Origin of the sequence: Azospirillum sp. A26, from assembly GCF_042604635.1 — a bacterium.
Classification (GTDB): domain Bacteria; phylum Pseudomonadota; class Alphaproteobacteria; order Azospirillales; family Azospirillaceae; genus Azospirillum; species Azospirillum palustre.
Genome location: NZ_CP170473.1, coordinates 2,115,001 through 2,137,031 on the forward strand (window position 1 = coordinate 2,115,001; position 22,031 = coordinate 2,137,031).

General features: G+C 68.1%; 19 protein-coding genes, 2 rRNA genes and 1 pseudogene (1 of these 22 running past the window's edge). 20 read left to right on the forward strand and 2 right to left on the reverse strand.

Features of this window, described 5'->3' with window-relative positions; genetic code table 11:
• A 23S ribosomal RNA gene (locus ABNQ39_RS23620) occupies nucleotides 1–2,028 on the forward strand (it extends 718 nt beyond the left edge of the window).
• A 146-nt stretch (nucleotides 2,029–2,174) separates the two neighbouring features.
• Nucleotides 2,175–2,290, forward strand: a 5S ribosomal RNA gene (rrf, locus tag ABNQ39_RS23625).
• A 104-nt stretch (nucleotides 2,291–2,394) separates the two neighbouring features.
• Here rrf and ABNQ39_RS23630 read toward each other — a convergent pair.
• Entirely contained in the window at nucleotides 2,395–2,814 is a 420-nt protein-coding gene (locus ABNQ39_RS23630; RefSeq protein ID WP_376961079.1) for a hypothetical protein, read from the reverse strand.
• A 159-nt stretch (nucleotides 2,815–2,973) separates the two neighbouring features.
• Here ABNQ39_RS23630 and ABNQ39_RS23635 point away from each other — a divergent pair, with 159 nt between their 5' ends.
• The 6 genes and pseudogenes from ABNQ39_RS23635 to ABNQ39_RS23660 all read left to right on the forward strand — a co-directional run bounded on the left by ABNQ39_RS23635 (nucleotide 2,974) and on the right by ABNQ39_RS23660 (nucleotide 8,058).
• Nucleotides 2,974–4,776 (forward strand): thiamine pyrophosphate-requiring protein, encoded by a 1,803-nt coding sequence (locus tag ABNQ39_RS23635; protein ID WP_376961080.1) that lies wholly within the window; start codon nucleotides 2,974–2,976, stop codon nucleotides 4,774–4,776.
• 424 nt (nucleotides 4,777–5,200) lie between these two features.
• The gene (locus ABNQ39_RS23640; protein ID WP_109049726.1) at nucleotides 5,201–5,587 is read left to right on the forward strand and encodes a response regulator; all 387 of its coding nucleotides are present in this window, start codon (nucleotides 5,201–5,203) and stop codon (nucleotides 5,585–5,587) included.
• Between the two features lie 191 nt (nucleotides 5,588–5,778).
• A pseudogene (locus ABNQ39_RS23645) lies at nucleotides 5,779–6,105 on the forward strand (NAD-dependent epimerase/dehydratase family protein); the annotation flags it as partial.
• An 86-nt stretch (nucleotides 6,106–6,191) separates the two neighbouring features.
• Nucleotides 6,192–6,632, forward strand: coding sequence for an NAD-dependent epimerase/dehydratase family protein (locus ABNQ39_RS23650; RefSeq protein WP_376961081.1), 441 nt, complete (start codon nucleotides 6,192–6,194; stop codon nucleotides 6,630–6,632).
• 44 nt (nucleotides 6,633–6,676) lie between these two features.
• Nucleotides 6,677–7,561 carry an endo alpha-1,4 polygalactosaminidase gene (locus ABNQ39_RS23655; RefSeq protein ID WP_376961083.1) on the forward strand — a complete coding sequence of 295 codons (885 nt, stop codon included), beginning with the start codon at nucleotides 6,677–6,679 and terminating at the stop codon, nucleotides 7,559–7,561.
• Nucleotides 7,562–7,605: 44 nt separating this feature from the next.
• Complete coding sequence (locus ABNQ39_RS23660; RefSeq protein ID WP_376961085.1) at nucleotides 7,606–8,058, forward strand: hypothetical protein; 453 nt, start codon at nucleotides 7,606–7,608, stop codon at nucleotides 8,056–8,058.
• A gap of 385 nt (nucleotides 8,059–8,443) precedes the next feature.
• Here the strand turns inward: ABNQ39_RS23660 and ABNQ39_RS23665 are convergent, their stop codons facing one another.
• Nucleotides 8,444–8,665, reverse strand: coding sequence for a hypothetical protein (locus ABNQ39_RS23665; RefSeq protein ID WP_376961087.1), 222 nt, complete (start codon nucleotides 8,663–8,665; stop codon nucleotides 8,444–8,446).
• A 323-nt stretch (nucleotides 8,666–8,988) separates the two neighbouring features.
• Between ABNQ39_RS23665 and ABNQ39_RS23670 the strand changes: the two genes are divergently transcribed.
• The 12 genes from ABNQ39_RS23670 (at nucleotide 8,989) to ABNQ39_RS23725 (ending at nucleotide 21,998) form a co-directional block, all read left to right on the forward strand.
• Nucleotides 8,989–9,837, forward strand: coding sequence for a hypothetical protein (locus ABNQ39_RS23670; RefSeq protein ID WP_376961089.1), 849 nt, complete (start codon nucleotides 8,989–8,991; stop codon nucleotides 9,835–9,837).
• 186 nt (nucleotides 9,838–10,023) lie between these two features.
• On the forward strand, nucleotides 10,024–12,894 hold the full coding sequence (locus ABNQ39_RS23675) for a tetratricopeptide repeat protein (protein ID WP_376961091.1): 2,871 nt from the start codon (nucleotides 10,024–10,026) through the stop codon (nucleotides 12,892–12,894).
• 240 nt (nucleotides 12,895–13,134) lie between these two features.
• Nucleotides 13,135–14,229, forward strand: coding sequence for a tetratricopeptide repeat protein (locus tag ABNQ39_RS23680; RefSeq protein ID WP_376961093.1), 1,095 nt, complete (start codon nucleotides 13,135–13,137; stop codon nucleotides 14,227–14,229).
• Complete coding sequence (locus ABNQ39_RS23685; RefSeq protein ID WP_376961095.1) at nucleotides 14,115–14,591, forward strand: hypothetical protein; 477 nt, start codon at nucleotides 14,115–14,117, stop codon at nucleotides 14,589–14,591. The genes ABNQ39_RS23680 and ABNQ39_RS23685 overlap by 115 nt, the downstream gene beginning before the upstream one ends.
• 77 nt (nucleotides 14,592–14,668) lie before the next feature.
• A complete protein-coding gene (locus tag ABNQ39_RS23690) occupies nucleotides 14,669–15,292 on the forward strand; it encodes a hypothetical protein (RefSeq protein WP_376961097.1) in 624 nt (207 codons plus the stop codon).
• Nucleotides 15,293–15,305: 13 nt separating this feature from the next.
• On the forward strand, nucleotides 15,306–16,709 hold the full coding sequence (locus ABNQ39_RS23695) for a GAF domain-containing protein (protein ID WP_376961099.1): 1,404 nt from the start codon (nucleotides 15,306–15,308) through the stop codon (nucleotides 16,707–16,709).
• Nucleotides 16,706–17,863 (forward strand): hypothetical protein, encoded by a 1,158-nt coding sequence (locus ABNQ39_RS23700; RefSeq protein WP_376961101.1) that lies wholly within the window; start codon nucleotides 16,706–16,708, stop codon nucleotides 17,861–17,863. Before ABNQ39_RS23695 ends, ABNQ39_RS23700 begins: the two co-directional genes overlap by 4 nt.
• Complete coding sequence (gene pelF / locus ABNQ39_RS23705; RefSeq protein ID WP_376961103.1) at nucleotides 17,860–19,419, forward strand: GT4 family glycosyltransferase PelF; 1,560 nt, start codon at nucleotides 17,860–17,862, stop codon at nucleotides 19,417–19,419. Before ABNQ39_RS23700 ends, pelF begins: the two co-directional genes overlap by 4 nt.
• A gap of 1 nt (nucleotide 19,420) precedes the next feature.
• Complete coding sequence (gene pelG / locus ABNQ39_RS23710; RefSeq protein ID WP_376961105.1) at nucleotides 19,421–20,800, forward strand: exopolysaccharide Pel transporter PelG; 1,380 nt, start codon at nucleotides 19,421–19,423, stop codon at nucleotides 20,798–20,800.
• Nucleotides 20,797–21,258 (forward strand): hypothetical protein, encoded by a 462-nt coding sequence (locus ABNQ39_RS23715; RefSeq protein ID WP_376961107.1) that lies wholly within the window; start codon nucleotides 20,797–20,799, stop codon nucleotides 21,256–21,258. Before pelG ends, ABNQ39_RS23715 begins: the two co-directional genes overlap by 4 nt.
• Nucleotides 21,259–21,356: 98 nt before the next feature.
• Nucleotides 21,357–21,605, forward strand: coding sequence for a type II toxin-antitoxin system VapB family antitoxin (locus ABNQ39_RS23720; RefSeq protein WP_376961109.1), 249 nt, complete (start codon nucleotides 21,357–21,359; stop codon nucleotides 21,603–21,605).
• Between the two features lie 3 nt (nucleotides 21,606–21,608).
• Nucleotides 21,609–21,998 (forward strand): type II toxin-antitoxin system VapC family toxin, encoded by a 390-nt coding sequence (locus tag ABNQ39_RS23725; RefSeq protein ID WP_376961111.1) that lies wholly within the window; start codon nucleotides 21,609–21,611, stop codon nucleotides 21,996–21,998.
• Nucleotides 21,999–22,031: the final 33 nt, after the last annotated feature.

Here is a 22,031-nt window from a genome sequence, read left to right on the forward strand (position 1 = left end):
AACTCACGCCTGTTGAAAAAGTCGGAGATGACCTGTGGCTAGGGGTGAAAGGCCAATCAAATCAGGAAATAGCTGGTTCTCCGCGAAAGCTATTTAGGTAGCGCGTCGGATATCACCTGCGGGGGTAGAGCACTGGATGGGCTAGGGGGGCGCAAGCCTTACCAAACCTAACCAAACTCCGAATACCGCAGAGTGCAGTCCGGCAGACAGACGGTGGGTGCTAAGGTCCATCGTCGAGAGGGAAACAGCCCAGACCGCCAGCTAAGGTCCCCAAATCACGGCTAAGTGGGAAAGGATGTGGGAAGGCCATGACAACCAGGAGGTTGGCTTAGAAGCAGCCATCCTTTAAAGAAAGCGTAATAGCTCACTGGTCTAGTTAAGCCGGCCTGCGCCGAAAATGTATCGGGGCTCAAGCCGTGTACCGAAGCTGCGGATGTGATCTTTAGGTCACGTGGTAGCGGAGCGTTCCGTAAGCCTGCGAAGGGTGTCCGTGAGGCCGCCTGGAGGTATCGGAAGTGAGAATGCTGACATGAGTAGCGACAAACAGTGTGAGAAACACTGTCGCCGAAAGTCCAAGGGTTCCTGCGCAAGGTTAATCCACGCAGGGTGAGCCGGCCCCTAAGGCGAGGCCGAAAGGCGTAGTCGATGGGAACCACGTTAATATTCGTGGGCCTGGCGGAGGTGACGGATTGGAAAGCGTGTACGATCTTATCGGATTGATCGTGCTGTGGACCGGTTCCAGGAAATAGCCCCGCCTTATAGACCGTACCCCAAACCGACACAGGTGGACTGGTAGAGTATACCCAGGCGCTTGAGAGAATGGTGTTGAAGGAACTCGGCAAATTGCCCTCGTAACTTCGGAAGAAGAGGGCCCCGTTTGGACGCAAGTCCAGGCGGGGGGCACAGACCAGGGGGTAGCGACTGTTTACTAAAAACACAGGGCTCTGCGAAGCCACACAAGGCGACGTATAGGGTCTGACGCCTGCCCGGTGCCGGAAGGTTAAGAGGAGGAGTGCAAGCTCTGAATTGAAGCCCCGGTAAACGGCGGCCGTAACTATAACGGTCCTAAGGTAGCGAAATTCCTTGTCGGGTAAGTTCCGACCTGCACGAATGGCGTAACGACTTCCCCGCTGTCTCCAACACCAACTCAGCGAAATTGAACTCTCCGTGAAGATGCGGAGTTCCCGAGGTCAGACGGAAAGACCCCGTGCACCTTTACTACAGCTTTGCAGTGGTGCTAGGGACTTCATGTGTAGGATAGGTGGGAGGCTTGGAAACATGGGCGCCAGCTCGTGTGAAGCCAACCTTGAAATACCACCCTTGAAGTCTCTGGCATCTAACCGTGGCCCGTGATCCGGGTCCGGGACCCTGCATGGCGGGTAGTTTGACTGGGGCGGTCGCCTCCCAAAGTGTAACGGAGGCGCGCGATGGTGGGCTCAGAGCGGTCGGAAATCGCTCGACGAGTGCAATGGCATAAGCCCGCCTGACTGCAAGACTGACAAGTCGAGCAGAGACGAAAGTCGGCCATAGTGATCCGGTGGCTCCACGTGGACGGGCCATCGCTCAACGGATAAAAGGTACGCCGGGGATAACAGGCTGATAACTCCCAAGAGTCCATATCGACGGAGTTGTTTGGCACCTCGATGTCGGCTCATCACATCCTGGGGCTGGAGCAGGTCCCAAGGGTTCGGCTGTTCGCCGATTAAAGTGGTACGTGAGCTGGGTTTAGAACGTCGTGAGACAGTTCGGTCCCTATCTGCCGTGGGTGTCGGAGTTTTGCGAGGATTTGTCCCTAGTACGAGAGGACCGGGATGGACATACCTCTGGTGCACCGGTTGTCACGCCAGTGGCATGGCCGGGTAGCTAAGTATGGACGGGATAACCGCTGAAAGCATCTAAGCGGGAAACCCACCTCTAAACCAGAGCTCCCTTGAAAGCCGTGACAGACCATCACGTCGATAGGAGGCATGTGGACCGACAGCAATGTCTGAAGCTAAGCCTTACTAATCGCTCGATCGGCTTGATCTCGACCCCACTAACCGCGCCATGCGCAGCAGCAAGCCTGCTCCAAAACAGCGCTTGACCAGCGCATCGCCGTTCGATACATCCTCACTCACTTGCACGAACAAGCATTAAGCACTTTGGGAAACAGCGTCGGTCTTGTGCCTCGGTGACCTGGTGGTCATGGCGAGGTGTCAAACACCCGATCCCATCCCGAACTCGGCCGTGAAAAGCCTCCGCGCCAATGGTACTGCGTCTTAAGACGTGGGAGAGTAGGTCGCCGCCAGGTCGCTCAGGCACAAGAGACGCTCCTTACACAAAGCGCACATGCTTGCATCTTCACACTGATCACAAACGCCCCGCCTCGAAAGAGACGGGGTGTTTTCCTGTTCGTCAGCCGCCGTGGAAACCGGTCAACCTCTCTTCGCCGCGGCCGATGTCCGGCTTGAACCGTGCCCCTTTCGCGGCTTCCACCAGCTGATCGATGAAGCTGCGGTAGTCGTCGGCGGCCTCGCCCGGGGCTTCGCCGGCCGGTTCGACCGAGCCGGAATAGGGGGCGGCAGGCTCGGCGGCGCTGTCGTGAACGCGGAACGCCGCGACGAAGACGGTGTCTCCCTCCGGGTTTCCTTCCCCGACATGCCGCGTGCTGCGCGACAGCTCGATCCGCCCGCCGGCATCGGCCGCGGAGAGGATGGTCACGCCATGGACGGTCGTCGTGTCGCTGCGCGCGTTCGCCGCCGCATCCTGTTCGAAGGCGTGCCGCTCGTAAGCCCGTTCGAAGCTGGAGCGGTCATCGATGTTGGCCTCGGCCATCGCTGTCTCCCTGTTGCTGCACACGATAACGCCCTGCCGGCCGGATCGGTCCGATAGGGCGGCGGGCAAAAAAACTGCGGCCTGCGGCGAACCGATGGGGCGGCACACAGTTGAAACAGGAACGGCGGTGATATCCGAGCAGAGACAAGAGAGGCGACCATGGCTCCGAACGTCAGTGATTTCTTCTGGCAGCGGCTCTCCGAGTGGGGCGTGAAGCGGGTCTTCGGCTATCCCGGCGACGGCATCAACGGGCTGGTCGGCGCGCTCGCCCGCGCCGGCGACCAATTCGAGTTCATCCAGCCCCGCCACGAGGAGCTGGCCGCCTTCATGGCGACGGCGCACGCCAAATACACCGGTGAGATGGGCGTCTGCCTCGCCACCTCCGGCCCCGGCGCCATCCATCTGCTGAACGGTCTGTACGATGCCAAGCTCGACCATCAGCCGCTGCTCGCCATCGTCGGCCAGCAGGCGCTGACCGCGTTGGGCGGCCAGTACCAGCAGGAGGTCGATCTCGTCTCCCTCTTCAAGGATGTGGCCGGCGAGTATGTGCAGATGGCCTCCACCCCGGCCCAGGTTCGGCACATCGTCGACCGGGCGGTGCGGATCGCCAAGGCCGAGCGCACGGTGACCTGCATCATCATGCCCAACGATTTGCAGGAGATGGACGCGGTCGAGACCCCGGCCCGCGCCCACGGCACCATCCATTCCGGCGTCGGCTGGTCGGCCCCGGTGGTGCGTCCGGCGGAGCCCGACCTGCGCCACGCCGCCGATGTGCTGAATGCCGGCAGCAAGGTGGCGATCCTGGTCGGTGCCGGCGCGCTGAACGCCACCGACGAGGTGATCGAGATCGCCGACATCCTGGGGGCCGGCGTCGCCAAGGCGCTGCTCGGCAAGGCGGCGCTGCCGGACGATTTGCCCTTCGTCACCGGCTCCATCGGCCTGCTCGGGACCCGGCCGAGCTATGAGATGATGGTGAACTGCGACACGCTGCTGATGATCGGCTCCGGCTTCCCCTATTCGGAGTTCCTGCCCAAGGAGGGGCAGGCGCGCGGCGTGCAGATCGACATCGACCCGAAGATGCTGAGCATCCGCTATCCGATGGAGGTCAATCTGGTCGGCGACAGCGCCGGCACCCTGCGCGAGCTTATCCCTCTGCTCCAGCGCAAGCAGGACCGCTCCTGGCGCGAGCGGATCGAGGCGGGTGTCGCCGACTGGTGGAAGGTGCTGGAAGCCCGCGCCATGAACGACGCGACGCCGCTGAACCCGCAGCGCGTCTTCTGGGAACTGTCGCCGAGGCTGCCCGATGACGTGGTGATCGCCTGCGACACCGGGTCGGGCACCAACTGGTACGCCCGCGACATCAAGATCCGCCGCGGGATGAAGGCGACGCTGTGCGGTGGCCTCGCCACCATGGGGCCGGGCATGCCCTACGCCCTGGCGGCCAAGTTCGCCCATCCCGACCGTCCGGTGCTGGCCATCGTCGGCGACGGCGCCATGCAGATGAACGGCATGAACGCGCTGATCACCCTGTCGAAATACTGCAAGCAGTGGAGCGACCCGCGCTTCGTCGTTCTGGTGCTCAACAACCGCGACCTCAACCAAGTGACCTGGGAGATGCGTGCCCAGAACGGCGATCCGAAATTCGAGGCCTCGCAGGAGCTTCCCGATTTCCCCTATGCCCGCTATGCCGAACTGCTTGGCTTCAAGGGCCTGTTCGTCGACAAGCCCGAAGAACTCGCCACCGTCTGGGACGAGGCGATGGCGACCCGCGGGCCGGTGCTGGTCGAGGCCTACACCGATCCCAATGTCCCGCCGCTGCCGCCGCACATCACCTTGAAGAACGCCGCGGCGATGATGGCGACGCTGGCCAAGGGCGATCCGGAGGTCTGGGACATGCTGAAGGACACCGCCAAGGATCTCGTCCAGAGCTACCTGCCGCATGGCGGGGGCAAGAAAGGCTGATCCGCCGGCAGTGAGCCAAGCTTTTCGAAACGGGGAGCCGCGTAATTGTTTCTCGCGTCATTTCAATTATGCGGCTCCATCGGAAAGGGCCTGTTCTGCTTCTCGCAATTGGGACAAAGATCAGACAAAAAGATCTCAGGGGGTTGGTTTGTGAATCCGGGCCCGATCCGGTCTTGGCCGCGTCTTCGATGCTGTGGCTGCGCGTCAAAGGAGAAGAGTTTTCCAACATTTCCATGAGACAACTCGCCAATTGGGGTAGAGCCCCGTCGCGTATGGCTTGACCTTCAGCCCAAAAAGAGATAGAGAGCGAACCATGCGTGAATGAGGGCATTCGTGTGCAGCGCAGGGTCTCGCGTTGCGCCAACCCGGATGCCGGCGATGCCGCCCACGCCATGGGGTTCGGCCACAAGGCTTGGATGGCGGAATGTTGGACACGGTCGAGAAGACGCGGACGATCCTGGTTGTCGAAGACAATGTGTTGATGCGCAAGCTCTTCGTCCGCTGCCTGGAGGAGGGCGGCTTTACGGTCGTCGAGGCGTCGGACGCAACCTCGGTGATGGATTTGATGCGCGATATGGCGCCCGATCTGGTGGTGATGGACATCGTCATGCCCGGCCTGTCCGGGCTTGAGCTTATCCGCCAGATCCGTGCCGATTCGGCCCTGGCCGCCACCCCGGTGCTGGCCGTCACCAACCTTGCCACGCCTGCGGACAAGCGCCGGCTGACCGAAGCGGGTTTCGACGGCCATGTGTCGAAGCCGATCAAGCCCAAGGAATTCCAGGCTTCCGTCGCCGGTTTCCTGCCGGCCTGATCTTTTTTGCAGCCGATTCGAGTCCGGCACGAGATTTTTCACATCCGGCATCCCTGACTTCGCGTATCACGTAAAACACACGCAAAAGCGGAGGGAGCCACAGCGATGGCGCGTTATCTGGTTACCGGAGGTTGCGGCTTCATCGGCTGCACCTGATCGAGCGGCTGCTGGCGGCCGGGCACAAGGTCCGGGTGCTGGACGATCTGTCCACCGGCAAGCGTGAAAACCTGCCGGACGGCGTGCCGGTGACCGTCGGCGACGTGGCCGATGCCGATGCGGTGCGGGCGGCGATGGCCGGCGAGGACGGTGAGGGGGTGGACGGCTGTTTCCATCTGGCCGCCGTCGCCTCGGTCGACCGGTCGCGCGAGGCATGGCTGGAGACCCACCATGCCAACCTGCCCGGCACCATCGCCGTGTTCGACGCCGCCCGCCGCGCCAATCCGGCCGGCCCGGTTCCGGTGATCTACGCCTCCTCCGCTGCCGTCTACGGCGACAATCCCAACATGCCGCTGACCGAGGATGCGGCGACCCGCCCGCTGTCCGCCTATGGCGCCGATAAGCTGGGCTGCGAGCTGCATGCGCGGGTGGCGGACGGGGTCATGGCGTGCCGACCGCCGGCTTCCGCTTCTTCAACGTCTATGGCCCGCGCCAGGATCCGAAATCGCCCTATTCCGGCGTCATCTCCATCTTTGCCGGCCGCATCGCCAGGGGCAAGCCGATCACCGTCAATGGGGACGGCGAGCAGGTGCGGGATTTCATCTTTGTAAAGGATCTGGTGCGATACCTGACTGCGGCGATGGGACATCCGCAGCCGGGCGCACCGGTCTACAATGTCTGTACCGGCCGTCCGACCTCGGTCAACCGGCTGGCGGAGGTGCTGGCCGACCTGTCGGGCCGTCCGCTCGACCGGCGCTACGGTCCGGCGCGGCCGGGCGACATCCGGACATCCATCGGCGATCCCACGCGTCTGGTCGCCGCTTTCGGAATGAGCTGCGACACGCCGCTGGAAGACGGGCTGCGCCAGACGCTGGCGTGGCTGGGGTGATGGGTCCGGGTGAAAACCCGGCTGACTGATCGGGGCAGAGTGGCGTGATCGGTGGTTTGATCGGGCGGCGCGCGGTCGCCGGCGGGCTTTTGTCGGGTGCGGCGCTGCTGGCGCTGCCCAGCAGGACTCTGCGGGCTGCAAGCTCCGGCCAATCTCCCGCTGCCCCCTGGGCGGTCTACTACGCCGATGCCGCACCGCTGGCCGCCTTCCAGCCCTACCGGCTGCTGGTGCTGGACAGCAGGACCCACCCGCCGCTGCAACCGCTGGCCGACCGGGGCAAGACCCTGCTCGGCTATCTCAGCGTCGGCGAGGTCGAGACGCACCGCCCGTGGTTCGACCGGGTGAAGGGGTGGGGCATCCTGGACCAGGAAAACCCCAACTGGCCCGGCAGCTTCTATGTCGATGTGCGCGACCGCCGCTGGGTCAAGCTGGTGGTCGAGGACCTGATTCCCGCCATCCTGCGCGAGGGCTTCCACGGGGTCTTCCTCGACACGCTCGACAACCCGCCGCATCTGGAACGCACCGATCCGAAGCGTTGGCGCGGCATGACCGACGCGGCGGCGGCGCTGGTGCGGGCCATCCGCCGCAACTGGCCGGACATCGGCCTGATGCAGAATTGCGGCTATGAGATCCTGCCGCAGACCGCCCCGCTGCTGAGCCATGCGCTGGGCGAGAGCGTCTATGCCGGCTGGGATTTCGCCGCCAAGCGCCCGCACCGCCAAAGCGCCGAGGATTACCGATTCCAGGTCGACGCGCTGAAGGCGGCCGGGGCGCTGAACCCGCAGCTCGGCCTCCACACGCTCGACTACTGGACCCCGTCCGACGCGGCGGAGGTGCGGGCGATCTACGACCTGCAACGGGCCAACGGCTTTTCCCCCTATGTTGCGACGGTCGAACTCGACCGCCTGATCCCGGAGCCGCCGCGGTGAGGGGCGTTAGGCAGAGATTTAAAGCGGCGGCCTTGGCACTCGCCATGCTCCTGCCCGGTGCTGTGCTTCCCGCCCTCGCCGGCAGCCCAGCCGTCGTCGCCCCGGCTCAGCAGACCGTGCCGCGCACCATCCTGGCGCTGGTCGATCTGCGCGAGGAAAGCACGATCCGCCTCAGCCGCATCCACACGATGGCGGAACTGCCGCTGAACCATCTTGGCCTGTCGGTCGTCTACTGGAACGTCGCCGACGGCCTGCCCGACCTGTCGCGCTATCCCGACCTGCGCGGCGTCGTCACCTGGTTCACGGGCAGCCCTTCCCCGATGTCGGCGCCTATGTCGGCTGGGTGGCCCGCGCGATGGACCGCGGCATCCGCTTCGCCGTTGTGGGGCAGCCGGGGGTGCGGCTGGAGCGCGGCGGCAAGCCGGTGCCGCTGGCGCTCACCAACCGCTTCTTCGCCCGCTTCGGTCTGCGCGACGACGACGGCTATTCCGACCTGACCTACAAATCGAAGCCGGTGCTGGCCGACGCGATGATCGGGTTCGAACGGCCGCTGTCGGGGGTGCTGCCCGGCTATCCCCTGTTCCGCAAGACCGACGAGCGTTTCGCCACCCATCTGGCGATGCGGCGTGGCGACGATCCCGCCAGCGACAGCCATCTGGTGGTCACCGGCCCGGCCGGCGGTCTGGTGACGGAGGGGTATGCCCGCTATTTCGACGCCGAATACAACCGGCGCCAATGGATCGTCGATCCTTTCGCCTTCTTCCGCGACAGCTTCGCCACCGACGATCTGCCGAAGCCCGACGTCACCACCCTGTCCGGGCGGCGGCTCTATTTCAGCCACATCGACGGCGACGGCTGGCGCAACGTGACGGAGCTGGCGCCCTACGCCGCCCGCCGCGTGCTGTCCGCCGACATGGTGCGCACCGCCGCCATCGAGCCCTTCCCCGACCTGCCGGTCAGCGTCGCCCCCATCGTCGGCGACCTCGACCCGACCTGGAAGGGCACGCCGGAGTCGCTGGCGGCGGCCAAGGCGCTGTTCGCCCTGCCGCAGGTCGAACCGTCCAGCCATACCTGGACCCACCCCTTCCAATGGGCCTTCTTCAAGGACTACAGCCGGCAGGCCGAGGCGCCCTTCCTCGACCGCGACGGCAGCCGCAAGCCCGGAAAAAGCGATGAGCATGCGGCGGAGGAAGCGGGCGAAGTGTCGGACATCGGCCGCTATGCCGTGCCGCGCGCCTATCTGCAGCAGCCCTTCGACCTCGACCAGGAGATCGGCGGCGCTCTCGACGATTTCACCCGGCTGGCTCCCGCCGGCAAGCGGGCGGTGCTGGTGCAATGGTCGGGCGACACCTCTCCCTTCGAGGCGGCGCTGGCGGCGGTGCGCAAGGCGGGCGGGGTCAACATCAACGGCGGCGACGCGCGGTTCGATGCCGATTTCCCGTCCATCACCGGCCTGCCGCCCATCGGCCTGCCGGTGGGGGCGGAACGCCAATTACGCCGCCGGCAGCAACGAGAACACCTACACCGACCTGTGGACCAACCGCTTCTACGGCTACCGCAATCTGGTCAACACCATGCGGCATGCCGGCAGCCCGCTGCGGCTGAAGCCCTTCAACGTCTATTACCACATGTACACCGGCCAGAAGCCGGCCAGCCTGAACGCGCTCGTCTCGGTGCTGACCGCCGCGCAAGGGCAGGAGCTGGCGCCGGTCGCCGCCTCCACCTACGCCCGCATCGCCGAGGGCTATTACACCACCCGCTTCGAGCCGCTGGACGGCCAGGGAAGCGGACGGCGCTGGCGCGTGCGCGACCGCGGGGCGCTGAACACGCTGCGCTTCGACCATGCCAGCGCCGACGCCGTCGATTTCGCCCGCTCCAGCGGCGTGCTGGGCCAGCGCCACAGCCAGGGCAGCCTCTATGTGGCGCTCGACCCGGCGGTGGCGGAACCGGTGGTGGCGCTGGCGGAGGCGCCCCGCGCCGACCGCGACCCGCCGGCCGCCACGCCCTATCTGGTGCAGGGCCGCTGGGCCTTCTCGGCCTTCGCGGCGGACGATCATGGCTTCCACGTCGCCGCCACCGGCTACGGTGCGGGCGCCATGGTCTGGCAGGTACCGCGGCCCGGCCGCTGGACCGTCACGGCGGAACGCGACGGCACCCGGCTGTGGTCGGGCAGCGCCGATGCGGATGCCGACGGCCGGCTGGCGCTGACCGTGCCGGTGTCCGCCATCGCGCCGCTGCTGCTGCGCTTCCGCCCCGCCGACGGCGCGGCGGGGTAGGGCGGCCATGCGCGCGAACCTCCTCGTCGTCCTGCTGATCCTGCTGGCCGGCATCGGCGCCAGCCTGCTGCTATTCCGCACAGCGCCGAGCTTGCCCTGCAGAAATTCCGCGACCGCGATTACGACAGCGCCCGCGACGCCTACGAGCAGCGCTATGCCGCCGGCGACCGCAGCGGCGCCACGGTGATGCCGCTGACCCGCCTGACCCTGGCCCAGGGCGACGTCGAGCGCGCCATCGAGCTGACCGAGGGGTTCCTTGCCGCCGAGCCGTCCTCCGTCGAGGCCCGCGAACTGCTCGACCGCCTCTACCAGGATGCGCAACGGCCGGGCGACCGGCTGGAGAACCTGAAAACACTGGCGGAGATGCGCAACAGCGCCGACCTGTTCCGCGAACTGGCCTATGCCGCCGGCTTCCGCAACCGGATGGGAATGAAGGCCGAGGCGCTGGTCCGCTACTGCACCCTGCGGCCGGAGGATATCGAGGCCCAGCAGGAGCTGGCGGCGCTGCTGGCGTCGCGCGGCGACCATGCCGGCGCGGTGGACTGGCTGCTGCGCGCCGACGACCGCGCCACGGGCAACATCCAGCCCGACAGCCGCGAGCTGCTGATGAGCCTGCTGATCGACCTCGACCGCGAGGACGAGGCCTATGAGCGCGCCCGGCGCTGGCTGGGCGAGCAGCCGACCGTCGCCGACATGATCGGTCTGGCGAGCCAGCTTGCCGCAGCATCGCGTCCCGATCTCGGGCTGCGGCTGATCGAACCTCAGGTGACTGGGCCACAGGGGACGGGCCGCGCTCCGGTGCTGGCGCTGGAGCTGACCTACATCGACCTGCTGATCGCCACCGACCGGCGGGAGCCGGCGCGGACCCGTCTGTCGGCGCTTTCCGGTCCGGTGGAGGATGCCCAGTTCGGCCGGCTGCTGGCGTTGGAGGTGAATGCCGGCATGCCGCGCGCGGCGCTGGAGGCGACCAAGGGGCGTGACCTGCATCTGGTGCCCGACTGGGTCCTGGCCGGGCTGGCGGAAACCGCGCTGCGCGACGGCGACCGGGCCTTCCCCGACCGGCTCTACCGCGAGCTGGGCGACGGGTTCCTCGACGATTACCCGATCCTGGCGGCCAACATCGCGCTTGGCCGTGGTGACTCCGCCGCCGCTGCGGGGTGGGCTGAGCGTGCGCTTGCCAGCGATGGACTGGCCGATAAGGGGCTGATGATGGGCGACCGGCTGGGCGCCATCCGCATCCTCGACCGCACCGGCCGCCGCGCCGCCGCGGTCGCCGACTTCGACCGGATGCCGCTGTCGGGCACGGTGCCGGAAGAGCTGCTGGAGGAACTGGCCGCCCTGTTCATCGACTTCGACCGCGCCTCGGCCGGTCTCGCCTGGTTCACCGCAAGGCGGCAGGCAACGCAGTCTCCGGCCGCCGCCCAGGGCTGGGCGCGGCTGGCCGCCAAGGCCGGCGATCCGGCCGCGGTCGCCGACTGGCTGGCCGGCCAGCCCAAGCTGTCGCTCGCCCTGTTGCAGGACATCGCCGGCAGCGCCGCCGAACGTGCTTCCGCAAATCCCGCCGCAAATCGCCCCGCCGCCGCCCTGGCGCTGGCCGCCGCCCAGCGCGCCTTCGCGCTCGACTCTTCGCCGCGCAGCCGTCTGGCGCTGGCCGGCGCATTGACCGCCACCGGCAAGCCGGCCGACGCGCTGCCGCTGCTGGCCCCGTTGCTTGACGGCGGCGGTGCGGAGGTCGAGGCCGCCTATATCGCAGCATTGGACGGCGCCGGCCGGTCGGAGGAGCTGGCCCGCCACCTGACCGCCAGGCTGGCGCGCGGCACCCTGTCCGACGCGGAGCAGCAGGCCATCGTCACCATGCTGCTCGACCACAAGGCCTATCGCGCGGCGCTGCCGCTGCTGCGGGTCTGGGCGGAGCGCCAAGGGGGGACGCGATCCGGCGAGGACTGGCTGAGCGTCTATGCCGACGCCGCGGCCAAGGCGAACGTGCTGCCCGACCTCGCCGGCCTGCTGCAAGGCCGCGCCGCCGCCGCGCCGCTGGCCGAGGCGGAGGATGCGCTCTACCGCGACACGCTGACCAAGCTGGGCCGCAAGGCCGATCTGCGCCGCTATCTGCTGGCCCGCGCCACCGACGACCGCCTGCCGGCCGACCGGCGGCGGGAGCCGGTTTCGGCTCTGCTGGTGCTCGGCGACAAGGCGGGGGCCGAGCAGGCGCTGCAACGGCTGGCCGCCGGGCAAGGACCGCAGAGCGAGGATTTCAGGCAGCTGGCCTATCTCTGGGGACCGCGCCCGCCGGCAACCGGGCTGGACTGGATCGAGGCGCGGGCCAAGGCCGCCGGCACCCCAACCGAGCAGGCCGCGTGGTACGACCGCCTCGCCGAGTATGGCGGCGGCCGGCGCGTCATCGCCGGGCTTGGCGGGCAAGGGCTTGGCGGGCAAGCCGCCGCCCCGGCCCAGCCGGCCCTGAAGACCCCCTTCATCGAGGCGCTGGCGGCGGCCGGCAAGGGCAAGGAACTGGCGGCGGCCGTGCGCACCGCTCTGCCGGAGGAGGCCTCCCCGGACCGGCTGCGCCGCTATGCCCGCCTCGCCGAACAGACCGGCCAGCGCGCCGCCGCCTCGCAGGCCTGGACCGCGCTGCTGGCGCGCAAGCCGGAGGATGCCGACGCGCTGCGCCAGCTCGGCATGCTGGCCTATGACGAGAACCGCCTCGCCGACGCCGAACGTCTGCTTCGCCGCTACGTCGCCACCGGCCCCAACGATTACGAGGCGCATTACTTCCTGGGCGAGGCGCTGACCGCGTTGAAGCGCCCGACCGTGGCGACCCCCTTTTACCGCACCGCCCTGTCGCAGCTGCGCGTCCGCGCCACGCGTGGCGACGCGGCGATCCAGACGGAGGCCAACCTGCTGAACCGGCTGGGCAAGGTGGACGACGCCGTGGCGCTGTTCGAGGGGCTGCGCAAGCGCCGCCCGGCCGACCGCCAGTTGAAGGCCGACTACGCATCGATGCTGATCGAGAACGGACGACTGCCGGAGGCCCGCCGTGTCCTGGCCCTTCCGTGATCGTTTCCCAACCGCTCCGCGTTCCATCCCCTCTCCCCCCCGGGGAGAGGGAGGGACCCCGCGCCTGTGGCGCGGGGAGGGTGAGGGGGATGCGCGGCGAGGATCCTCGAAAAGTCACGCGGTGCATCCCCCTCACCCTGACCCTCTCCCCGGGGGGGAGAGGAACTCTCGCCGTTACTCGTCCTTACCCTCCTTCTCCTCGCCATCCCCGCCCTCGCCCAACCGGTGAAGGTCGAGGCCGTGCGTGAGAACAGCGCCGCCCGCTTCGCCCTGCATTGGTCCGGCACCGTCACCATGGAAACCCAGCGCGACGGCCGCGAGCTGGTGCTCCGCTTCAGCCGCCCGCTTGGAGACGTCGCGCTCGACCGCGTGCCGGAGCGGCTGGAGTCCTGGGTCGACAACATCCTCTACGGCTATGACAGCGTCGTGCTGGTGCTTGGCGCCGGTGTCGAGGCGGCGGTCGCCACCGACCCCGCCGGGCTCAGCGTCGCTCTGACCCGCTCCCCCGCCGCCGCTCCCACACGTGAAGCACAGGCCGCCGACCGCGCGGCCCAGCGCCGCCTCGACTATTTCCGCGCGCTGGCGCTGATGGAGGGCGGCGACCTCCGCCCGGCGCGGACGCTGCTGCGCGACCTGCTGGAGCAGGATCCGAAGGACGCCCAGTCCACCGCCCTGCTGGCCCAGGCGGAGGAGCGGCTCGGCCGCTGGCGCGACGCGATCATGGCCTATGACACGGCGCTGGAGCTGACGCCCGACGAGCCGTCGCTGGTCCGGGGCAAGGCGCTGCTCCTGCACGAGACGGCCGACCGCAGCCGCCTCGACCTCGACTGGCAGAAGGTGCGCAGCGCCGACATGCAGCGCATCGCCCGCTTCAGAGGCGTTCAGGAGCTTGGCCGCTCCACCAGCCTCACCTGGGCGCTGGAGCGGCGCGAGGTCGATGTCGATTCCGCCCGCCGCGAGGACGGCCGGCTGGAACCGTTCCATGTGCCCGCTCGCGGCTGGAGGCGGCGCTGGTCCATGACTGGCCGGAGCTGGAGCGCTCCACCCTGTCCCTCCATGCCGCCCCGCGGACGCTCGGTGCCGGCTACAGCCATCTCTGGCGCGGCGACGAATCCGAAACCCGCGCCGGTTTCGCCTGGAGCGAGCCGAGCTTCGCCTTCCTGGAGGGGATCGTCGATGGCGGCCGGCGCGACCGCCTGTTCGTCCAGCACGAGAACCGGTTGTCCGACCGCTGGGCGCTGTCGCTCGGCGCCGGCTACAACCGCTATGGGCTGTCCGGCGAGGCCGATCTGGCGCGCAGCGCCACGCTGGAGGGATCGCTGCGCTACACGCTGAACACTGTCGGCCCGCTGGCCAGCGTCGCCTATGTGCTGGACGCCGAGTATGTGGCGCACCGGGAGGAGCGGCAGGACGCGAATGGCCAGCCCTACATCCCGCTGCCGGCGGCGACGCGCGAAGTCCATGCGCTGCAGGTGAACGTCGAGGATTACCTGACCGACTATGTCCGCTATGCAGCGCAGATCGGCTACGCCTACGACCGGCGGGGCCGCAGCGGACCCCAGGGGGCCATCTCGCTGGGATGGGAGCCGGCGGACACTCTGGAACTGGGGGTCCGCGCCAGCCATGCCCGCTCCACCGCGCGCGGCACGGCCAGCGCGGTGAACAGCGCCGGCGTCACCCTGGTCTGGCGCTATTGACGGTGTGTCAACTCTTTATGGTTAAAAAAGGTGGACGGAGAATGGGGGCGGCGATGCGGCTGACGGGGACCGAAAAGATGGGCAAGGATATGCGGGCCTGCGCGGCGCTGCTGGCGGCCGTGGTGGTGCTGGCAGGGTGCAGCGTCGGCCGGATCAACAGCCGCGACTTCGCCCAGCCGGGCGGGGCGCTGCCGGCCGGCTCGACCGTCGCCGTCCTGCCCTTCGAGAATCTGACCAACCACCCGAATGCCGGCCAGATCGCCGCCGACATCGTCTCCACCGAACTCTATGGCGTCGAGGGACTCCGCACGCTGGAGGTCGGCCGGGTCCGCAGCCGCCTGTCCGCCGGCAAGCCCGCTGCCGATGCCGTCTCCACCGGCGCCGCCCCTGCCGCCTCCACCGACGGTCAGCCCGACGCCGCCCCGCTGGATGCCCAGGCCGCCGGCAGGACTCTGGGCGTCGATGCCGTGCTGGCCGGCAGCGTGTCGGAATACGGCTACCAGCATGGCCTGCGCGAGGAGCCGGTGGTCGGCCTGAACGCCCGGCTGGTGCGGGTGTCGGACGGCGCCGTCCTCTGGACCTCCAGCCAATCGGAGGCCGGCCGCGGCTATTTCAGCCGCGACAGCGTCAACAACGTCGCCCAGCGCGTGGCGACCCGCATGATCGACAGCCTGCGGCCTGTCGTCGCCGCCGCTCGCTGAGGCCCCGACACGCATGAGCAGCCTGCCGAGCCCGCCCCCTGCCGACAGTGCTTCGCCCCGCCGCTGGCTCGGCCTGCGGCCGGTCGCCCTGCTGGAACTGCTGCTGTTCTTCGGCGTGGCGCTGGGGCTGGACGGCTGGCTCGGCGGCGGGCTGCGCTTCGAGGGGGTGCAACCGCATCCCTTCTGGATCCCGGTCCTGCTGCTGGCGATCCAGTACGGCACCAACGAGGGCGTTCTGGCGGCGCTGGTGGCGTCGGCGGCGCTGCGGCTCGGCAACATGCCCGATGCCGGGATCGGCCAGGACCTCTACGACCATCTCTTCACCCTGACGCGCGAGCCGATCCTCTGGCTGGTCGCCGCCGTGCTGTTCGGCGAGCTGCGGATGCGCCAGCTGCGCGAGCGTGAGGATCTCCGCGCCGGCCTTGCCACCGCCCGGCAGGAGGCCGAGGCCATCGCCCGCTCCTACCGCGCGCTGAAATCGGTGAAGGAAAGCCTGGAGACCCGCGTCGCCGGCCAGCTGCGCACCGTCTTCACCCTCTATCAGGCCGCCAAATCCATCGACCATCTCGACGAGGGCGAGGTGATGCTGGGCATCGCCGACCTCGTCCGCACCGTCATGAAGCCGGAGAAGTTCTCGCTGTTCCTGCTGAACAACGACGTTCTGGAATTGGTGACGAACGAGGGCTGGGACGACGACACCGACAGCTACGCCCGCTGGTTCGACAGCGGCACGCCGCTGTTCCAGACCGTGATTGCCCGCCAGCGCCAGCTTTGCGTCAACCGGGCCGAAGACGAGCGCATCCTGGCCGGCGAGGGCGTGATGGCCGGCCCGCTGATCAGCGCCGACACGGGCGAGGTGCTGGGCATGGTGAAGATCGAAAGCCTCGGCTTCACCGATCTCAGCGTCAACACGGTCGAGAATTTCCGCATCCTGTGCGAATGGATCGGCACCGCGATGGCGAAGGCACGCCAGTACCGCACCGCCAGCGAACAGCGGGTCTTCACCGACGAGGCGCTTTATTCCTCCAGCTACATCGGCCGGCAGGCGGAGTTCCTCGCCCTGCTTGGCCGCCGCATGGGGTTCGAGACCACCGCCATCACCATCCGCCCCTCCGGCCTGTCGCGCCTGTCGGTGGCCCAGCGCGCCGACCTCGCCGCCGCCATCGGCGAGGCGGTGCGCGGCAGCCTGCGCGACACCGACCTCGCCTGCGATTTCGGCCATCAGGGCACGTCCTTCGGCGTGGTCCTGGCCGGCACGCCGCTGGAGGGCGCCAAGCAGGTGGAAGCGAAGCTGGAACGCGCGGTGCGCGAGGCTCTGCCCGCCGGTCTCGCCAAGATTCCCATCGGCTTCGTCACCCGCCGCATCGACCCGCCGGTCCCCGCGGCCGGGCAAAAGGTCGGGGAGAGTGCAGGATGAGCGGACCTGATTCCAACCCGTCGGTTCCAGACCTGTCCGATCCCGCCATCCTGCTGGCGGGCGAGCGTCCGTCCGCCGGGGCGGCCGAACTGGCGGCGGTGGCTCTGGCGGCCGGGCTGCTCGATGCCGCGGCGCTGGCGCCCGGCCTGACCGCAAGTCCCTTTGGCGTACCGCTCGCCGCGGCGCTGCATCTGCTGCTCTGCGCCCTGGTCGGTCTGTGGGTGCGCGGCCGGGCACGGCGCGGGCGCGACCTGCGGCTGGCCGGTCTGCTGCTGGTCACCATCGTTCCGCTGGGGCCGCTGGGCGCCGCCTGCACGCTGGTGACCGCGGCGCTGCTGGCGCTGTTCAGCCGCTATGCCACCGGCTTCCAGGACTGGTACCTCTCGCTCTTCCCTGACAGCGAGACCGGCCCGGCGCAGGAGCTGTACGAGCTGATCGTGACCGGCCGCGAGAACGCCCATCTGGTGGCCGGCGACTCCTTCACCGACGTGATGTCGGTCGGCTTGCCGCAGCAGAAGCAGGCGGTGATCGCCCTGGTCGCCCGCCATTTCCGCCCGGCCTTCACCCCCGCGCTGAAGGCCGGGCTGGCCGACGCCGACCCGTCCGTCCGCGTCCAGGCCGCGACCGCCACCGCACGGGTGGAGCATGAGTTCAACGAGCGCTGGCTGGCGCTCGACCACGCCGCCCGCAGCCATCCCGACGATGCGGCCAGCCTCGCAGGCCTCGCCCGCCATCTCGACGACTACGCCTTCTGTGGCCTGCTCGATTCCAACCGCGAGGCGGAGATCCGCGACAAGGCGCTGGAGGGCTACCGGCGCAGCCTGGATCGGGCACCCGGCGACGACGGCATCCGCCACGACCTGGGCCGGCTGCTCCTGCGCTGCGGACTGGCGGCGGAGGCGGCGGAACGGCTGGAGCCGATGATCGACCGCACGCCCGACCGCCGCATCCTGTTCTGGTATGCTGAGAGCCTGTTCCGGCTCGGCCGCTTCGCCGATCTGCGGGGATTGCCGGCCCGGCGGCCCGACCTGCTGGGCTACGGGGCGGAGCTTCCCGACACGCTGCGCGACGTCTTCGCTCTCTGGCGCGACAATGTGGGGCGCGACGACGCCCCGGCGGCCACGGGCATCGCCGGAGGGGAGCTGGCCGCATGAACCGCCCAAATTCCCTGCCCGAAGCTCCCCAGGCCCCCAGGGCAGATGTCTGCCTGCTGATGGAGGGGTCCTATCCCTATGTCGCGGGCGGCGTGTCGACCTGGACCCATGACCTGATCCGGTCCCATTCCGACCTGACCTTCCACATCGTGGCGCTGGTCGCCGACCGCAGCGCCCGCAAGCTCGCCTACGAGCTGCCGCCGAATGTCACCGGCCTGACCCATGTCTATCTCCAGGATCTGCCTGCTGGCCGGCGCTGGCAGCCCGGCACCGGCCGGCTGCTGAAGGAGCTGGAAAAGCCGCTGGCCCGCCTGCAACAGGGGGGCGGGCTGGCCGAGGTGGCGGAGGTTCTGCGGCTGCTGGCCCCCCGGCGCGGCCGGATCGGCAAGCGGGCGCTGCTGAATTCCGAGGACGCCTTCCAGATGGTGGTGCGCATGTGCAGGGCCGCCCTGCCGGACGCCTCCTTCCTCGAATATTTCTGGGGCAGCCGGGCGCTGATGAGCGGGCTGTTCGCCACGCTGTTGGTGCCGATGCCGCAGGCTGGGGTCTATCATGCCGTCTCCACCGGCTATGCCGGGCTGTTCGCCGCGCGAGCGCGGCTGGAAACCGGCCGGCCGGCTCTGCTGACCGAACACGGCATCTACACCAACGAACGGCGCATCGAGATCCTGATGGCCGAATGGCTGTTCGAAGGGGCCGACACCTCGCTGGCGCTCGACAGGAAGAAGCGCGACCTGCGCGACCTGTGGCTGGACACCTTCGCCAGCTATTCCAAGGCCTGCTACGACGCCTGCGACCGCATCATCACGCTCTATGGCGGCAATCAGGAGTTCCAGCGCCGCCAGGGCGCCGACCCGGCCAAGCTGACGATCGTTCCCAACGGCATCGACTATGCCGGCTATTCCCAGGTGCAGCGCGATTCCACGCCGCGCCCGCCGACCATCGCCCTGATCGGCCGCGTCGTGCCGATCAAGGACGTGAAGACCTATGTCCGCGCCGCCGCCATCCTGCGCGAAGACATCCCCGACCTGAAGGCGATGATCCTCGGGCCGCTGGAGGAGGATCCCGGCTATGTCGAGGAATGCCGCAGCATCGTGAAGCATCTGGGGCTGGAGCAGACGGTGATCTTCGCCGGCCGGGTCAAACTGACCGACTGGCTGGGCAGGATCGACGCCATCGCGCTGACCAGCGTCAGCGAAGCGCAGCCGCTGGTGATTCTGGAGGCCGGGGCGTCGGGTGTGCCGACGGTGGCGACCGACGTCGGCTCCTGCTCCGAACTGCTGATGGGCCGCCCGGACGAGGTGCCGCCGTTGGGGCCGGGCGGGGCGGTGACGCCGCTGGCCAGCCCGCTCGACACCGCGCGGGAGCTGCGCGCCCTGCTGCTCGACCGCGCGTGGCGCGACCGCTGCGCCCAGGCCATCGCCCGGCGCGTCGCCCAATCCTACGACAAGGTCGCCATCGACCGCGTCTACCGCGCCATCTACGACGAGCACATCGCCATGCCGACGCGGACGGCGCTCGACAGCGCCGATTCCGGCCTGAAGGGAGCCGCCTGAGATGGCCGGCATCGGCTTCGCGCTCCGCCGGCTGGCCCGGCGCGACGACCTGCTCGGCGTGTTGCAGGGCTATGCCCATTCCGCCTTCATCACCTCCGGTCCCTGGATGTTCACCATCCTGGCGCTGGCCGGCATCACGCTGTTCGGCCGCGATCTGGTGGGGGTGGAGGAGCTGACGCTGTTCCGCGTCGTGGTGATCTACAATTTCTGCTTCTCGGTGGTCTTCACCGGGCCGCTGGTGCTGGTCGCCACCCGCTATCTCGCCGACGCCATCTATGCCAAGGAGGTCGAGGCCGCACCCGGCATGCTGCTGGCGACGCTGGGGCTGGCCTACGCCATCGCCGGGCTGACCGCCGGACCCTTCTACCCGCTGTTCAGCGGCCTGCCGCTGCCGCTGATGCTGGGCGGGCTGGTGAACTTCTTCCTGGTCTGCGGCATCTGGGTGGTGTCGATCTTCCTGTCGGCGCTGAAGGATTATCTGGCGGTCACCGTTGCCTTCGGCGTCGGCATGGCGGCGGGGCTGGCCGGTGCGGTCCTGCTGGGCGGCTATTTCGGCGCCGCCGGGATGGTCTGGGGATTCTCCGCTGGGCTGGCGGTGATACAGTTCGGGCTGATCGCGCGGGTGCTGGCCGAATACCCTTATCCGGTCGGCCGGATGTTCGACTTCCTCGGCTATTTCCGCAAATACGCCGATCTGGCGCTGATCGGGCTGTTCGCCAACGCCGCCGTCTGGACCGACAAGTGGATCATGTGGTTCGCGCCGGAACGCGAGCTGGTTTCCGGCGCCATGGCGATCTACAGCGCCTATGACGGCGCCATGTTCATCGCCTATCTGACGACCCTGCCGGCGCTGACCCTGTTCACGGTGAACATCGAGACCCGCTTCTTCGAGCATTACCAGGGCTTCTACCGCGACATCCAGAAGCATGCGACCTACGACCAGATCGCCCGCAACCACCGCGCCATCATCGCCGCCCTGCTCGACAGCAGCCGCAACCTGATCATCCTGCAAGGGGCGGTCTGCGCCGTCTGTATCTTCCTGGCCCCGAGCATCATCGGCGCCCTTGGCCTGCAATATCAGCAGATCGGCATGTTCCGCTTCGGCGTGCTGGGCGCCTTCTTCCAGGTGCTGTTCCTGTTCTGCACGGTGATCCTGGCCTATTTCGATTTGCGGGGGCGGAACCTGACGGTGCAACTGGTCTATCTGGCCGCCAACGCCGGTTTCACCCTGCTGTTCAGCCGGATGGGCTTCCCCTGGTACGGCTACGGCTATTTCCTCAGTTCGCTGCTGGCCTTCGCGGTTGCCTATCTGATGGTGGCGGACGCGGTGCGGCGGCTGCCCTATTTCGCCTTCGTCGCCAACAACCCGTCGGTGCGATGACCCGCCGCCTCGCCGCCCTGCTGCTGACCGCTTCGTTGCTCCCGGCCGCCGCCGGGGCCGAGGAGGTGCTGCGCACCGACCGCACCCAACCGGGCCATCTGGGTCCGACCTTCCGCGCCTATGAACCGCCGCCGCCCGGCCACGAGCCGCGCCTGCGCCGTACCGAGAGCCGCGCGGTCTACAAGCTGCCCAACGGCCTGAACGGCCTCGCCACGCGCGACCGCACCCTGTCGCATTTGTGTCAGCGCGGCGCCTTCCTGCAACAGATCGACGGGCTCTATTGGGTGGCGACGCCGGACTATCGCTATGGGGTGGCCTTTTCCGGCGGCGCCAATCTGGTGGATCCGCAGAACCGCCGCCAGCCCGGCAAGACCTATTTCTTCCGCAATCAGGACAGCCGCTGCGAGGTCTGGATCGGCGATCAGGCGAAGCTGATGCCGCACTATATCGGGGGGTGACCGCGGCCTTGCCGCGCGGTTCGGCCGGGACCACAATGGTTCGTAAAGAGCAGCCATGCCGATCGATCGAAAAGCAGGAGACACCGATGCCCATCCCGGTGAGCGCTGAAACCGAAGTCCTTGCCCGTCGGCTTGCGACCATTCGGGGGCAGAGCATCGACGAGGTTGTCCGCACTGCCGTGCGCGATGCCCTGGCCCGTGCGGAGCGGCCGTCGACCTCCGGCCTCACGCCCGACCAGCAGGCCAAGGTCGAGCGCATGCTGGCGCGGATGAGGGCTTTGCCGCCGCTGGACGATGACGGAGACCCGGACGCCGCCCTCGATGACGACCATGGCCTGCCGCGCTGAGCCATGGTCGTCGACACCTCCGCCCTTGTGGCGATCCTGAAGGCCGAACCGGAAGCCGCCGTTTTCCTCGCCAAGCTCGCCACAGCCACGGTCTGCCGTCTGTCGGCTGCGAATTTCGTCGAGGCTGGCCTGATTGCCAACCGCGATCCGACCGGGGCCCACCGCGAGGCCCTTGAGGATTTGCTGAAAGAGTTCGACATCCGCATCGAGCCGGTCGGCGAGCGCCAAGCCCGGATCGCTCTCGACGCGTTCCGCCGCTACGGCAAGGGCACCGGACACCCGGCAGGCCTCAATTACGGTGACTGCTTCGCCTATGCCCTGGCTGCCGACACTGGCGAGGTTCTGCTGTTCAAGGGCGATGACTTTCCCTGCACCGACCTTGTGTCGGCATGAGCGGCGATACCGACTGTCACGGCGTTTTTCATC

What these genes read in the sequence shown, in the direction of transcription:
- ABNQ39_RS23635 (WP_376961080.1), top strand. Translation starts at nt 2,974, where the DNA reads ATGGCTCCGAACGTCAGTGATTTCTTCTGGCAGCGGCTCTCCGAGTGG.
- ABNQ39_RS23700 (WP_376961101.1), top strand. Translation starts at nt 16,706, where the DNA reads ATGAGCGGACCTGATTCCAACCCGTCGGTTCCAGACCTGTCCGATCCC.
- ABNQ39_RS23670 (WP_376961089.1), top strand. Translation starts at nt 8,989, where the DNA reads ATGCCGATTTCCCGTCCATCACCGGCCTGCCGCCCATCGGCCTGCCGG.
- ABNQ39_RS23640 (WP_109049726.1), top strand. Translation starts at nt 5,201, where the DNA reads ATGTTGGACACGGTCGAGAAGACGCGGACGATCCTGGTTGTCGAAGAC.
- ABNQ39_RS23675 (WP_376961091.1), top strand. Translation starts at nt 10,024, where the DNA reads ATGCCGCTGACCCGCCTGACCCTGGCCCAGGGCGACGTCGAGCGCGCC.
- ABNQ39_RS23695 (WP_376961099.1), top strand. Translation starts at nt 15,306, where the DNA reads ATGAGCAGCCTGCCGAGCCCGCCCCCTGCCGACAGTGCTTCGCCCCGC.
- ABNQ39_RS23630 (WP_376961079.1), bottom strand. Translation starts at nt 2,814, where the DNA reads ATGGCCGAGGCCAACATCGATGACCGCTCCAGCTTCGAACGGGCTTAC.
- pelF (WP_376961103.1), top strand. Translation starts at nt 17,860, where the DNA reads ATGAACCGCCCAAATTCCCTGCCCGAAGCTCCCCAGGCCCCCAGGGCA.
- ABNQ39_RS23715 (WP_376961107.1), top strand. Translation starts at nt 20,797, where the DNA reads ATGACCCGCCGCCTCGCCGCCCTGCTGCTGACCGCTTCGTTGCTCCCG.
- ABNQ39_RS23690 (WP_376961097.1), top strand. Translation starts at nt 14,669, where the DNA reads ATGGGCAAGGATATGCGGGCCTGCGCGGCGCTGCTGGCGGCCGTGGTG.
- pelG (WP_376961105.1), top strand. Translation starts at nt 19,421, where the DNA reads ATGGCCGGCATCGGCTTCGCGCTCCGCCGGCTGGCCCGGCGCGACGAC.
- ABNQ39_RS23660 (WP_376961085.1), top strand. Translation starts at nt 7,606, where the DNA reads ATGCTCCTGCCCGGTGCTGTGCTTCCCGCCCTCGCCGGCAGCCCAGCC.
- ABNQ39_RS23725 (WP_376961111.1), top strand. Translation starts at nt 21,609, where the DNA reads ATGGTCGTCGACACCTCCGCCCTTGTGGCGATCCTGAAGGCCGAACCG.